Source organism: Kitasatospora sp. NPDC059803, from assembly GCF_042732255.1.
GTDB lineage: Bacteria > Actinomycetota > Actinomycetes > Streptomycetales > Streptomycetaceae > Kitasatospora.
The window spans coordinates 40844-54452 of sequence record NZ_JBHWIJ010000002.1 but is presented as its reverse complement, the minus strand read 5'-3'; the positions used below and the strand labels follow the sequence as shown (position 1 = coordinate 54452).

At 73.1% G+C, this 13609-nt stretch carries 8 protein-coding genes; 2 read left to right on the top strand and 6 right to left on the bottom strand.

Annotation, left to right across the window (positions count from 1 at the left end; translation table 11 throughout):
• Positions 1 to 96 precede the first annotated feature (96 nt).
• From ACFV6I_RS00840 to ACFV6I_RS00830, 3 genes are all read right to left on the bottom strand, one after another.
• The gene (locus ACFV6I_RS00840) at positions 97 to 2553 is read right to left on the bottom strand and encodes an RICIN domain-containing protein (protein ID WP_380423161.1); all 2457 of its coding nucleotides are present in this window, start codon (positions 2551 to 2553) and stop codon (positions 97 to 99) included.
• A 237-nt stretch (positions 2554 to 2790) separates the two neighbouring features.
• Positions 2791 to 3540, bottom strand: coding sequence for a sulfite exporter TauE/SafE family protein (locus tag ACFV6I_RS00835; protein WP_363376397.1), 750 nt, complete (start codon positions 3538 to 3540; stop codon positions 2791 to 2793).
• Positions 3537 to 3938, bottom strand: a complete 402-nt coding sequence (locus ACFV6I_RS00830) for a rhodanese-like domain-containing protein (RefSeq protein ID WP_380423160.1) — start codon at positions 3936 to 3938, stop codon at positions 3537 to 3539. The genes ACFV6I_RS00835 and ACFV6I_RS00830 overlap by 4 nt, the downstream gene beginning before the upstream one ends.
• A 250-nt stretch (positions 3939 to 4188) precedes the next feature.
• Between ACFV6I_RS00830 and ACFV6I_RS00825 the strand changes: the two genes are divergently transcribed.
• A complete protein-coding gene (locus tag ACFV6I_RS00825; protein WP_380423159.1) occupies positions 4189 to 5574 on the top strand; it encodes a rhodanese-like domain-containing protein in 1386 nt (461 codons plus the stop codon).
• A 391-nt stretch (positions 5575 to 5965) separates the two neighbouring features.
• On the opposite strand, the gene ACFV6I_RS00820 is transcribed toward ACFV6I_RS00825, so the two are convergent.
• Both ACFV6I_RS00820 and ACFV6I_RS00815 read right to left on the bottom strand, forming a co-directional pair.
• Positions 5966 to 10393 (bottom strand): tetratricopeptide repeat protein, encoded by a 4428-nt coding sequence (locus tag ACFV6I_RS00820; protein WP_380423158.1) that lies wholly within the window; start codon positions 10391 to 10393, stop codon positions 5966 to 5968.
• 3 nt (positions 10394 to 10396) lie between these two features.
• Positions 10397 to 10726, bottom strand: a complete 330-nt coding sequence (locus tag ACFV6I_RS00815; RefSeq protein ID WP_380423157.1) for a CU044_2847 family protein — start codon at positions 10724 to 10726, stop codon at positions 10397 to 10399.
• A gap of 133 nt (positions 10727 to 10859) precedes the next feature.
• Between ACFV6I_RS00815 and ACFV6I_RS00810 the strand changes: the two genes are divergently transcribed.
• Positions 10860 to 11834 (top strand): hypothetical protein, encoded by a 975-nt coding sequence (locus ACFV6I_RS00810; protein ID WP_380423156.1) that lies wholly within the window; start codon positions 10860 to 10862, stop codon positions 11832 to 11834.
• A gap of 42 nt (positions 11835 to 11876) precedes the next feature.
• On the opposite strand, the gene ACFV6I_RS00805 is transcribed toward ACFV6I_RS00810, so the two are convergent.
• A partial coding sequence (locus tag ACFV6I_RS00805) for an AAA family ATPase (RefSeq protein ID WP_380423155.1) occupies positions 11877 to 13609 on the bottom strand: 1733 nt, incomplete at its 5' end.

The window sequence follows — 13609 nt, the reverse complement described above, 5'->3', positions numbered from 1 at the left end:
GTGGGGGTGGTGACGGTGCGTCGGGTGGAGCGGGGTGTGCGGCCGGGCGGTTGGGGGCCGCCGGCCGGCCGGGTGGTGCGGCGGGTGCGGTGGGGGTCAGTCCGTGACGGCGGCGCTCGCGGTGCGGCCGGGGGCGACGGTGACGGTGGCGTAGGTGTAGCTCACGCCGTCGACGGTCCTGGTGCGGGTGGGCCGGGCCTTGCCGTCGACGGTGATCCCGCCGTGCGGGCCGGCGAAGCGGGCCTCCCAGGTGAGCGGCGTACGGCCGGTGTTGGTGACGGTGCTGCCGCGGTGGCCGTCGTGCCGGACGGTGACCGAGCCCGCGCCGACCGGGATGTCGGCGACCTCCAGCCAGCCCATCGAGGCGGGCAGCCGGGAGGCGGTCACGAGGGTGTGCGCGGCGGCGTCGGGCTCGACGCCGAGCAGGCCCTGCACGGTCTGGCCGAGCAGCGTGAACGGGACCTCGGGGTAGTCGCCGTTGAGCAGCCGCCCGGTGGCGTGGAGCTGGTCGACGCCCTGGTAGATCTGCCGCATCCACTTCCAGGCGGTGTCGCCGTCCTGGTTGGCGAAGAAGGCGTCGGGCAGGTAGGTGTAGGCCTCCAGGTTGGTCGAGCGCTGCGGGCCGGAGTCGGCGGCGTCGATGGCGGCGAGGAGGGCGTCCCGGCGCGGGCCGGGGTCGAGCAGCTGCTTGACCGGCATCAGCACGCTGGACTCGTAGCCCCAGCCGGTCACCGGCTTGCCGGTGGTGTCGTAGCCGTGCACGACCTCGCCGGGCTGCTGCCGGTCCACGCTCCAGGTGGTGTTGACGTAGTCGCGCAGCGCGGTGGCGGCCTGCCGGTAGCCGGTGGCGGCGGCGGTGTCGCCCTTGGCGGTGGCCAGGGTCGCGGCGGCGAGGTACGCCTGGTACTGGGCGCCGATCGCGTCGCCGGCCTCGGCGTAGGTGCTGGTGGCGTTCTCGGCGTAGCTCGCGGTGCCGGCGAAGATGCTGCGGCTGGTGGCCTGCGGGATGGGCAGGCCGCCGTTGTCGACCGGGCCGGGGTGCTGGGCGATGAAGGGGCCGAGGGTGTTGCGGACGTAGCCGCTCAGCGCGGGGTCGTCGGCGTAGTCGCGGTCCCCGGTCCACCGGTAGGCCTCGCCGGCCTTCTCGACCAGCTCGAACGGCGCGGGCAGCTCGCGCACGAAGCGGTCGGGGCTCCGGTAGTCGATGCTGCCGTACGTCCTGGCGTCGAAGTTGAGCGCCCAGACCGGGTAGAGCTTGTTGGTCTCGGTGGCGGAGGCGGCGAACCCGCGCAGCATGGTCTTGTTCTCGGCGTCCAGGCCGAGCAGGTGGGCACCGACCAGCTGGTGGGCGAAGTCGCGGCTGTAGAAGTCGGAGCGGAACGGGTAGCCGGCCCAGTAGGTGGTGTCGTAGGTGGTGGTGCCGGTGCCGCCGGGGTTGTTCTCGTCCTGGTTGAGCACGCCGGTGGTGCCGGCCTGCTGCACCCAGCTGTTGGCCTTGGTCTTGGCCCAGTCGAACAGGGCGACGACCTCCGGGTCCGAGGAGCTGATCCTCGGGTCGCTGGGGGCGGACGGGGCGACGGCGGCGTCGTCCGCGTTGACCCAGCCGGTGGGGGAGGAGCCGATGCCGAGGGTGAGCCGGTCGCCGGCCGCGACGTGCACCCGGGGCAGGGTGTACTTCGCGTAGACGGGCTGCTCGGGCAGGGTCAGCGAGCGGACCACGGTGCCGTTGACGCTGACCGATAAGGTGCCGCCGGCGCCGCCGGTGGCGATCCAGACGGACAGGTCGTAGCTGCCCGCGGTGACGGCGGTGACCTGCTGGGCGATCCGGTGGCCGGAGCCGGCGTCGAGGTAGGCGAGGCGGGTGCCGCCGTGCGGGTTGTTGGTGGCGACGCCGGTGTGGTCGCTGAACGTCCAGCCGTCCGTGCCCTGTTCGAAGCCGGGGTCGGTGAGGGTGAGCGGTTCGCTGCGGGTGAGGGTCCAGCGGTGGGCGGGCCGGGCGTCGCAACCGCGGCGGTCGGCGGCGCTGCTCTGCTCGCGGTCGGCGGCGCCGTCCTGCTCGCGATCCGCTGCGCTGTTCTGCCTGTGGTCGCCTGCCGTGGTGAGGCAGGCGCCGTGCGCGGCCAGGGTGTGACTCCCGCCCGGCGCCGGGGAGATGGCGAAGGTCTCGGCGGTGGGATCGGCGCCGCAGTCGGCCGTGCCGGGATGCCGCCCGGTGCCGTCGAGGGTCAGGCAGCGTCCGCTCGCGGCGTTGACCAGCCGGTAGCCGTCGGTGGTGCGGTGCAGCTGCCAGCGCTGGCTGAGCAGCCCCTGGCAGGCCGCGCCGACGACGGGCGTGCCGGCCGCCGGCTGCGCGTACTGCGGGCCGAGGCAGCCGCCGTCCAGGACGGAGCCGAGGATGTAGCCGCCGCCGTCTACCAGCGCGGCCGGGCCGTCGGCTCGGGCCGGTCCCGCGCCGACGGCCTGGACGGCGAGTACGGCCAGGGCAGCCAGGACCGCTGAGCCCGGGGGCAGGGCGCGGACCGGTCGGCGGCGCGGGGCGCGGGTGGGGGGCATGGGGGCTCTCCTGTCGGACGGGTGGCGGTGCGTCAGGGGGCGGGGCGGCGTGCGCGGGCAGGGGTTTGAACGTTCAAATCCCTCGAGCGGCGCTGAGTGACATGTGCAATGTCACATGCTCATCCGAGCCGCGTCAACGGTCGGCGCACGGTCGGCTGCCGCCCTCCGGACTCGCCCTCCGGGTGCGCGCGCCGGGAGCCGGGGCCGCCCGGCGTCAGCGCGGTGCGGTGACCGGCATCAGCGCAGGGCGGTGACCAGCATCAGCGCGGCCACGCCGAGCAGGGCGAACGCGAAGGCCCGTTGCAGGGTGCGCCCGCTGAGCCGGTCGGCGAGCCGCTTGCCGTCCCAGGCGCCGAGGATCGCGGCCCCGGTGAAGGGGGCGGCCACCGCCCAGTCGATGGCACCGGTCGCGCCGAGGCGGGGCAGCAGCGCGGCCAGCGCGTTGGCGGTGATCACCAGCAGGCTGGTGCCCACCGCCTCGGCCATGGTGAAGGCGAGCACCGAGACCAGCGCGGGGACGGCGAGGAACCCGCCCCCGACCCCCAGCAGCCCGGTGACCGCGCCGAGCCCGGCGCCGGTCGCCGTCGAGCGGCCCCACCCGGCGGCGGAACGTTCCTGCGGGGCGGCCTTCGGCGGCACCAGCATCCGCCAGGCGGCCAACCCGGCCAGCACGGCGAACGCGCCGGTCAGCAGCGCCCCGGGCAGGTGTGCCGAGAGCGCCCCGGCGGCTGTGGCGGCGGGCAGCCCGGCGGCGGCGAACAGCGCGCCGGTGCGCCAGCGGACCCGGCCCGCCCGGGCGTGCGCGAGCAGGCCGGTCAGCGAGGTCGCGGCGACGATCACCAGGGCGGCGGTGGTGGCCAGGGCCGGGCTGAAGCCGAGCAGGTAGACCAGCGCGGGGACGGCGAGCATGCTGCCGCCCCCGCCGAGGCCGCCGAGGGCGAGGCCGACCACGGCCCCGGCGGCCAGCGCCAGGAGCAGCGCGGTCATATCGCGTCCCCGGCGTCCCTGGAGTTCCCGCCGCCATCGCTGCCGCTGCTGCCGCTGCCGCCGCCCGGCGTGGTGACCGGCAGCCCGGCCCGCTCCCAGGCGGCCATGCCGCCGACGACGTTCAGTACCTCGACGCCGCGCTCGGCGAGCAGCTGCGCCGCCCGTGCGGAGCGGTTGCCTGAGTGGCAGATCGCCAGGACGAGTAGTCCGTCCGCCTCGGGCGGCAGCGGTTCGCGGGCGGCCAGGGCGATCAGCGGCAGGTGGAGGGCGCCGGGGGCGTGGCCGGCCGTGAACTCGCCGCGCTCCCGGACGTCGAGCAGGACGGCTGCGCCGGCGCGGGCGAGCTGGTGGGCCTGAGCGGGGGTGGTCTGCCCGGGGTTGGGCGGCAGCGGGGGCATGCGGTTCTCCGATGGTCTGGTGTGGCGTGGGCCGGCTCGCCGGGGGGTGTGAGCGCCTCCTTGGCGCCACCCGTCTCCGGTGGCGACGGCCGGTCCCTCGCAATGTCCACCATAGTACCCCTGGGGGTATTATCGACCTCGTTCGGCGATACCCCGCCCCGTATCAACCGTGGGGCGGTATGCTGGCACATATACTGGTGGGGGTATCGAAACCACGCCGAGGCGCCCGACGCCGCCCAGGAGGTTCCCCGTGTACTTCGCCCAGTTCTACCTCGACTGCCTCTCCCAGGCCTCGTACCTGATCGCCGACGAGCGCACCGGCCGCGCCGTCGTGGTCGACCCCCGCCGCGACGTCGACGAGTACGTCGCCGACGCCGAGGCCCGCGGCCTCACCGTCGAGGCCGTCATCAACACCCACTTCCACGCCGACTTCCTGGCCGGCCACCTCGAACTGGCCGACCGCACCGGCGCCTGGATCGGCTACGGCCACCGCGCCGAGACCGAGTACCCCATCCGCAAGCTCGCCGACGGCGAGCGGATCGAACTCGGCGACGTCACCCTCCAGATCCTGGAAACCCCCGGGCACACCCCCGAGTCGATCAGCATCCTCGTCTTCGAGCAGCCCGACGACACCGTCCCGTACGGCGTGCTCACCGGCGACGCCCTGTTCATCGGCGACGTCGGCCGCCCCGACCTGCTCGCCTCCACCGGCGTCACCGCCGACGAACTCGGCGCCATGCTCTACGACAGCGTCCACCACAAGCTGATGGGCCTGCCCGACGAGACCCTCGTCTTCCCCGCCCACGGCGCCGGCTCCGCCTGCGGCAAGAACCTCTCCACCGAGAAGCGCTCCACCATCGGCACCCAGCGCCGCACCAACTACGCCTGCCAGCCCATGGACCAGGACACCTTCGTCCGCATCGTCACCGCCGGCCAGTCCACCGCCCCCGCCTACTTCGGCCACGACGCCGCCCTCAACCGGCAGGACCACCCGCTGCTCGACCGCACGAACGCCGCCCGCCCCCTGTGCCCCGAAGGCCTCAAGGAAGCCCGCACCGCGGGCGCCGTCGTCCTCGACGCCCGCAACCCCCAGGACTTCGCCGCCGGACACGTCCGCGGCGCCCTCAACGTCCCCCTCGACGGCCGTTTCGCCGAACAGGCCGGAACCGTCCTCACCCCCGACAGCACCATCGCGATCATCGCCCCGCAGGACCGCGAGGACGAGGTCGTCACCCGCCTCGCCCGCATCGGCTTCGACCACATCGCCGGCTACCTGAGCAACCCCGACAACGCCCTGCCCGCCCTCGCCGACCACCTCACCCCCGCCAGCCGCCTCACCGCCGACCAACTCCGCACCGCACTCGCCGATGAGCAGCCCCCCACCGTCCTGGACGTCCGTACTTGCGGCGAACGCGAAGCCGGCTCCATCGAAGGATCCCTGCACATCACCCTGACCGAACTCCCCAGCCGCCTGAACGAGATCCCCACCGGCCACCCCCTGGTCGTCCACTGCGCCGGCGGCCACCGCTCCTCCATCGCCGCCAGCCTGCTGCGCCACCACGGCCACACCGACGTCTTCGACCTCCTCGGCGGCTACAACGCCTGGCACACCCTCACCCACCCCACCCGGGCCTGAACCCAGCCGCCCCGGGCCACCCACCCGTCGGGGCACGATCCCGGTCCTGGAGTCCGGTGAAGTTCGTTCCCGAGGCGCCGTCCTGGGCGAGGGTTCGTCGAGAGAGAGTCCCGAGAACACCGCGTCAACAATGTCCTGAGGCCTCACATGACACGGATCGTGCGGTGTGCCGGGTTGAGGAGGGTGTGGGGTGCTGCTGGTCGGGAACCGACACAATCCGCTGACCTGCGACTTCACCCAGCCGGCAGATGGTTCGTTCCCACAACCCTGAAGATCGTTTCCCCCGACCCCCTGGCAGGGCAGGACAGCCAACCGTGCCGCCGGTCTCGTCCCAGCCGACCCGGATCAGGCTGGGCCAGACGGTCTGGCTTCTCGACGAGTGCCGGGCGTACTACCGCTCGGCAGTGACAGCCGCTTCGGCGCAGGTGCGCCAGTAGGCCGCCTCGGCTGGGTCGGCTTCGGCGTCGGCGAGGTCCGCAAGCAGGAGCAGCACGGCCACCGGCAGGCCAGCGGCGGGCGTGGGCTCGGCTGCGTCCAGCAGGATGCCACCGCGGTCGGCGCTGTCACCGCGGCCGGCGCTGTCGTCGAGATCGGCACCGCCAGTGTGGTCGGCGCCCTCTACCCTCAGCGCGGCCAGGATCTCCCGGGCTCTTGCCGGGTGGCCCAGCCGCTGGAGTTGCAGCGCGTGGTCGAGGCCGGCGCGGCGCTCGATCTCGGGATCGCCGCAGTGGCTCGCCGCCTCGAACCAGTCGCCAGCCTCCTCCTGCCGTCCGGGCATGGTGTCCAGGATCTGCGCCAGCAGCAGCAACGCCCCTGGCCGGTGCCCGCCGTCCACGTCGCCGCAGGCCAGCGGCAGTAGCACTTGTTCCGCCTGCGCGGACTCGCCCAGCCGGAACAGAGTGCTGCCGAGGTAGCGGCGGACCATCGGTTCGAGCGGCTCCTCCTCCGAGTCGAGTGCCTCGGTCAGCAGTTCCCTGGCCTCGGTGAACTGGTTGAGTGCCCGCCGTGCGACGCCCAGCAGCGCCGCCACCCGGGGTGCGTGCGCCATCCCGGGGATCTCCCGTACGGCCTGCAGCAGTTCGGCCGCAGCGTGGAGTTCGCCAGCGTCGAACAGGTGCTCGCCGGCCTCGGCGAAGGCCGTCTCCTTGGTTCGCGGGTCGGCAGAACCGGCATCGCCTGCGACCAGTTCGGCGGCCTCTTCCGCTTTTCCGGCTCGCACCAGTAGCAGGGCGAGGGTGGCCCGGGCGGCCTCGGTCGCCTCCGAGGGTTCGTCCTCGACCACCGCATGCAGCAGTTCGGCGGCCCGCTCCGGTTCGTCCTGCTCGATCAGCAGTTTGGCCAGGTGGAAGCGGGCCAGCTGGAGCGCGGGTCCCCTGGCGGTGTCGACGGCCGTCCTCAGGTGGGCCCGCCCCTCCTCCCACCGGTCCGTGTACAGCAGCAGCACGCCGAGCAAGGCCGTGGCGGTGCCGGCCGCCACGGGGTGCGCCGAGGCGATCAGCTCGTGCAGCAGCGCCTCGGACTCGTCGGACCGCTCGAGGTTGACCAGCAGCATGGCCAGGTCGATCCGGGCGACCAGGGTCCATTCCGGGTGCCCGGAGTCGATCGCCATGCGGTAGGCGGCCTCGGCCTCCTCCGGCCGTTCCTCGCGCACCAGGAGGTCGCCGAGCAGGTCGGCGGCCCGGGGGGCGAGTTCGGTGTGCGGTGCCTGGGCGACCTCTGCCAACAGAGCGGCGGCCTCCTCGGCGCCGCCGCGCGCCCCAGTCGAGCCGGCGTCCAGCGCGGTGTCCTGGGCCAGTTCCTGATTGGCAAGGACGAGGGCGAGGTTGATCCGGGCTGCCAGGGACCATTCGCGGTGTCCGTACGCGACCGCCATTCGGTAGGCCTGGACCGCCTCGTCCGGCCGCCCCAGCGCCAGCGCCAGGTTCCCTTTAAGGTGCGCCGCCCACGGCCCAGGATCGCGTCGACCCGACGCGGCCACCTCTGCCAGCAGGCGGAACGCCTCCTCCTGCTCGCCCCGGCCGGCCAGCACACAGGCGAGCCCGACCTGGCCGGTCCTGGCCCAGCGCGGGTGGTCACCCGCCATCGACAGCCGAAGCCAGTGTTCGGCTTCCTCGTGCCTCTCGGCGTTGGCGAACCAGAAGCCGAGCAGGGCCGTCGCCTCGGGCGCTTTCTCCGGGTGTCCCGCCCCGGCGACCTGCTGGACCAGCGCCAGCCCTTCGCCCACCTGGTCGAGGTAGAGCCGGGCTAAGCCCAGGTAGAGCCGGGGCCCGTCGACAGCCGCTGGTGCGGCGGCGTTGATGGCCTGCTCCAGCAGGTCCGCAGCCACCTGATGGTGCCCCCGGAGGATCATCAGCTCTCCCAGCGAGGCCTGAGCGACCGGGCGGGCCAGCGGGTCGCCGTCCTCGATCACGGACCGCAGCAGTTCCTCGGCCCGGTCGAGTTCGCCCTGGCCGACCAGCAGCCCGACCACGCGGGTGCGGGCGATGGCGGCGATGGAGGAACTCGCTGCCGCGCCGACCACCTCGGACAGCAGCCACGGCTGATCCGCAGGCTCGCCCCCGCCGCCCGTCGACCGCAGCGTCATGGCCTGCTTGCCGTGATCCGGTCCGCCCAGACCGAGCGGGGCGATCACGGGCGCGCCACCCTGGCCGGCGAGCACCCGGCCGAGCTGCTCGGTGGCGCGCGGTCCCACCTCCTCGACCCCGTACGCCAGTACGGCCGCCAGCAGGCGTTCGGCCTGCTCCACCTCGCCCAGCTGCCACTGCACCCCGGCCAGCCCGGCCTGGGCGATCAGGGCGATGTGCGGGTCCCGTGCGCTGATCGCGGCCTCCAGCAGCTCCCGCGCCGCCGGATAGTCACCGCGCGCGGCGAGGAGATCCGCCAGCTCGACCTTGGCCAGCTCGGCGACGTTCTCCGGTCCCGCAGCCTCTGCCTGGCGCAGCAGCGCCTCGGCCTCGGCGAACTCTCGCCGGTAGAGGCAGACCAGGGCGAGTAGCAGGGCGGCGGTGGCGCGCACGTCCTCCTCCTCGCCCTGCTCGACCAGACGGGTCAGCAAGGCGGTGGCGACATCCTCCTTGTCGCGGGCCCCGGCCATGTAGGCGAGCGTCAGCAGGTCGGCGTCGGAGAGTGTGCGGGCAGCCCGGGTCCAGGCGAAGTCGGGGATCTCCGTCTCGGGTCCGCCGACGGCGTCCAGGTACTCGGCGATGTAGGGGAAGACCGCGTAGCCCGGCCGGCCGGGCTCGTCGGCGGCCCTGCCCAGCAGGGCGATCCCGGCCGACGCGCGGTCGCGCGCCCAGTCGACGCCCGCGTGGAACACTGCCTCGCCCGGCTCCACGTCGAGCTCGGCGGCCCATCGCCGGTACTCGTCGAAGAGTTCGCGCAGGGTCGGCTCGTCGAGCAGGGCCAGCGCGCCCATCCGAGCCCAGTCGGCGGCGGCCCTGACCACCAGCCAGCCCTCGGGGCACTGCTCGGTGCCCGCGTCGAAGCGGGACTCCAGGGCCGGCGCGGCGACCAGCGTCTCGCCGATGCCGCGCTGCGAGAAGTCCTCCCGCGGGTAGACCAGAGCGGCCTCCCGGCGCTCCTCCTCGACCAGTGCGCGCGGCAGCGTCACCACCGTGGCCCGGCGCAGCACCGCACCGGCGGCGCGGCCGACCTCGTTGTCCAGGGTTCGCAGCTCCTCCCGGTGCCGGTGAGTGAGGGTGGCGACCAGGAGGAAGGGCGGGTCGTGCCGCAGCAAAAGGTCAAGAACGCCAGTGTCCAAGGCGCCGGAGAGCAGGTAGTGGTGCAGGTCGTCGAGCCAGACGACGACCTCTTCACCGGGCCCGGAGGTCTGCGGCAGGCCGACCCGGATCAGGGCCTCCAGGGCACCCCGGTGGCGCCGGGGGACCATCAGCCGGGCTTCGCCGTGGCTACGGATCAGGCGCTCGTGCAGGGTACGGGACTTGCCGGCCTTGGAGCCGCCGGTGACCAGTACGAAGCCGCCGGCAGCCAAGGCCTCGTCCAGCTCCCGGTCGGCCGAGGGCCGCGCGACATAGGGTTCGTGACCGCCGGCGGTGTATTTGGACTCGCTGACCCCGAGGTCGTGCGGATCCACCTGGTCCAGCCTGGGCAGCTCCCCGGCGGCGGTGAGCGGCAAGGCCAACATCTCACCGAGTTGCTGGCGCTGTTCCTGCTCGGTGATGTCGTGGACCAGCGGGCCGAGACCGGGCCAGAGCCGACTGATCGAGTCCAGGGACTTGGCGAACCCCACCCGGCGGTCGGTCTTGTCCGGTTTCTGCCGCGCGGCGACCATTCCGACCACGCCACGCAGCATGTTGTCCCACACCGGAGCGCCGGAAAAGCCGGGTTCGGTGGTCCAACCGGTCGGTGTCGTCGACTCCAGCTGCAGCCAGTCGATCTCGGCGTAGCCGACGATGTCGCCGCGGATGGATACTCCACCCGATTCGTGGCCCTTGGGAAATCCGTAGCAGCGGAAGGTGTGGTCGAACAGGTCGGCGTCTGTGCGGCACAGCGGTGCCGGGCTGGCGCCGGGTGGCGCCGGGCGACTCAGCTCCAGCAGCGCGACGTCGCCCGCCCAGTCCTGCCGCGGGTGCCAGCCGCCGGGGACCATCATCGCGGGGATCGGCTCGTGCTCGGCCAGGAACGGGAAGTGCACATGCAACGGCCCGGACGGGGGCTCGGCAGGGTTCGCCGGGTCGACCACATGGGCGCAGGTGAGCACGAGTCGGTCCGTGACCAGCGTCCCGCACCCGTCCGGCACCGGCGCGCCTCTGGGCCGGATGCCGACCAGCCAGGGCGGACGGGCCGGATCGATCGCCACGACTCAGTCTTCCGCCGCCGGACCGGTGGTCCGCCAGCTGAGCGTCACGTCGAAGTGTCCCTCGGCGGCGGTTTTGGCGATGACCACCCCCGCCTCGGCGTTGAGCTTGATGCCGAAGGAGACCTCGATCTGTTCGGGCTTGAGGTGCCGCAGCGAGTTCAGCACGGATTCGATGGTCGGACGGCTGGCGGTGAGCGCCTCGTCGAGCTGGTGCGCCGCCTCGGCGATGCCCTCGTTTGTGCGGGAGACCAGCTCGATCCCCGGGGAGTCCTCCTCCACCTCCACCACCAGGGAACTGCCCTGCGGGCCCTGGAAGCGCAGCAACTCGGTCACGGATCCCCCTGGTTGACGTATCCAGCCGATCGGCCACCGCCAGGATATCCGGGCCCGAGCCCCCGGCTGAGACCTTTGCCTCGATAGCATGACACCCGGCTAGGACAGGGTCGGTCCGGCCTCGGGGGGTGGCATGGAGGAGTTCAGGCGGGAGATCCGGGACGCGCTGGAGGGTGCCGGTGCCGAGGGTGCCATAGCCGCGCCGCAGGTCCTGCGGGCGGCATTGAGCTGGGTCTGCACCGAGCTGCGCACCCTGGACGCGGGCCCCGGCGGGTCGACGGCACTGGCGGTGCTCTACGAACTGGACGACGCGTTGAGCGCGGCCGCGACGCTTGCGGACGCAGTGCCCGAGCTGCTCGATGCCGCCCGCGCCGGCGCCTCCCTACGGGGCGGTGTCGCGAAGTTGACGGACCGTTTGGCACAGGTCGGGGACCTGCTCGCGACGGAGCGCACCGACTTGACCGACCTGCTCGACCGTCAGGAGGAGCTGCGCCGACGCCTGGCCGACCACGCCGAACTGCGCCGCCAGGTCGACGAGCTTCGCCGACTGGAGCGGATCGTCGCGGCCCTGGACGGGCTCGGCGAGCAGCAGGCGACCATCACCGCGCGGCTACTCCAGCTTCGCGGCAAGGACGCGGGCGTCGAGGATGCCCTGCGGATCAGCGCCGAGCGGCTGCTGCAGCTGTCCGAGGAGCAACTGGCGGTCCTCGCGCCGCAGACCCGGCAGGCGCTGGCCCGTGCCGAGCAGACCGAGGCCGCGCTCGCCGCGGAGCAGCGGACGTTCGACAGCGCACAGCAGCGGCTCGCCCTGGTCGAGCAGCAGCTTGCCGACCTGCAGGGCCTTCGCGACGGGCAGCTCGCCGCGCTGCGCCTACACGCGCAGACCGACGCGGAACTGGCCAGGGCACTGGCCGGCAGCTCCTCATCACCTGATACGGCCGAGACTGCCGACAGGTCCACTCGGTCCGCCCTGGCCGAGGCCGAAGCGCTGGCCACCTTTGTGGAGACCAGGCTTCGAGAGGTGGACGCCGGGCTGCGCCGGGCCCTGGACCGGCGCGACCTGCAGGGCGCCGAGGCGCACGCGGCACTGTCCTGGGCAGCCGACTGACGCTGGCACGCGACGGAGGACGCGACGGATTCGCGCCCACCTTCACGGCGGCGGCACGTCCTCCGCCGTGAAACTGACCGGCTCCGTGGCGGGCCCCTGCCACCCGGACCGGCCCAGGCGCTGGGCCAGGCGGGTCTGCATCGCGGGGAAGAGCAGTAGCTTCAAAGTACGGACGTTCCCGAAGTCCCGCGGGTTTGCCGCACGCTGGGCTTCGAACCACGTAGCCGCGCGCTCTGCTGCCTCCGCCGTCAGCAGGTAGCGCTCCGTCTCGGCCTTGCGGCGCAGGATCTCCACGAGGTCGGCGGTCGGGTAGTGGTCAAACTGGAGCGTCTCGGTGAAGCGGGAGCGCAGGCCGCTGTTGGAGTCCAGGAGCTCCCGCATGTCGTGCGGGTAACCAGCGGCGATCACCACCAGCCGCCCGGGGTTCTCCATCATCTCCCGGGTCAGGGTGTCGAGCGCCTCCCTGCCGTAGTCCTGGCGGCCCGGGCCGGAGGCGAGGGTGTACGCCTCGTCGATGAAGAGCACCCCGTCCAGGGCGGAGCGGACGACCTCCTTGGTCTTCTGTGCGGTCTCGCCGAGGTACTGGCCCACCAGTTCGGCGCGGGTCACCTCAACCACCTTGTCGGAGTGCAGCAGCCCGAGGGCGTGGAAGATCCGTCCGACCAGGCGGGCCACCGTGGTCTTCCCGGTCCCGGGCGGGCCGAGGAAGAGCATGTGCGGCGGCCGGGAGAGCTTCAGACCGCGGGCCTCACGGAAGGCCAGCAGCTCGGTCATCCCGGTCAGGAACTCCCGTACCTTCGGCAGCCCCACCAAGTGGTCCAGCTCGGCCAGCAGGTCTGCGATGGCCGGTGCAGGGCGCGGCAGGTACGCCGCGTACTCCGCAGGCAGGTCCTCACACCGCACCGGCAGCTCGACCCGCTCGCGCACCCGTCCCGCCCATCCCGCGAACAGGGCGTTGGCCAGCTTCCGCACAGCGCGGGCGTTGCCGAAGTTCTCGGTGCGGACCCGGTACATCCCGGCGAGGACGTCGCGCAGCTGCTGGTGCGCGGCCTCGTCCGGATGCAGGCCCCGGTCGGCCAGCAGGCCGAGCAGGATGGCGTACAGGGTCTCGGGGGCGTAGTCGGGAAAGTGAATCCGGGCCGCGATCCTGTCCGCCAGGCCCGGGTCGGCTTCGAGGAATTCCGCCATCTTGGCGGGGTAGCCGGCCACCACCACTGCCAGCCGCTCGCGGTCGTTCTCCATCCGCTGGACGAGCGCGGTGATCGCCTCGCCACCGAAGCCGTCCCTCTGATCGCTCAGAGCGTACGCCTCGTCGATGAACAGCACTCCGTCCAGGGCCCGGTCGATCAGCGCATTGGTCCGTTCCGCGGTCTGGCCGACGAATCCGGCGACGAGCTCCGAGCCCTTGGCCTCAATGAGGTGGCCGCGGCGCAGCAGGCCGAGGTCGCGGTAGATCTCACCCACGAGGCGGGCGACGGAGGTCTTTCCGGTCCCGGGGTTGCCGGTGAACATCAGGTGGTGGGCCGCGGGGTCACGCGGGGTCACGCCCCGGGCGATGAGCTCCCGGGTGGACTCGGTCTGATCGCGCAGGGCGCGCAGGTGCCGCTTGATGGGCTCCAGGCCGGGCATGGCCTCGAGCCGCGCCCAGGGGGTGTCGTCGTGCGGTGTCACCGACGTGACTAGGCCGCGGTCGAGGACCGCGCGCCGGTCGAGCGCGGTCCCGGCCGCGATCCACCCGCGCACGTCCTCGCGCCACGCGGAGGCCCGGCGCGGGC

What these genes read in the sequence shown, in the direction of transcription:
- ACFV6I_RS00840 (WP_380423161.1), bottom strand. Translation starts at nt 2,553, where the DNA reads ATGCCCCCCACCCGCGCCCCGCGCCGCCGACCGGTCCGCGCCCTGCCC.
- ACFV6I_RS00810 (WP_380423156.1), top strand. Translation starts at nt 10,860, where the DNA reads ATGGAGGAGTTCAGGCGGGAGATCCGGGACGCGCTGGAGGGTGCCGGT.
- ACFV6I_RS00835 (WP_363376397.1), bottom strand. Translation starts at nt 3,540, where the DNA reads ATGACCGCGCTGCTCCTGGCGCTGGCCGCCGGGGCCGTGGTCGGCCTC.
- ACFV6I_RS00830 (WP_380423160.1), bottom strand. Translation starts at nt 3,938, where the DNA reads ATGCCCCCGCTGCCGCCCAACCCCGGGCAGACCACCCCCGCTCAGGCC.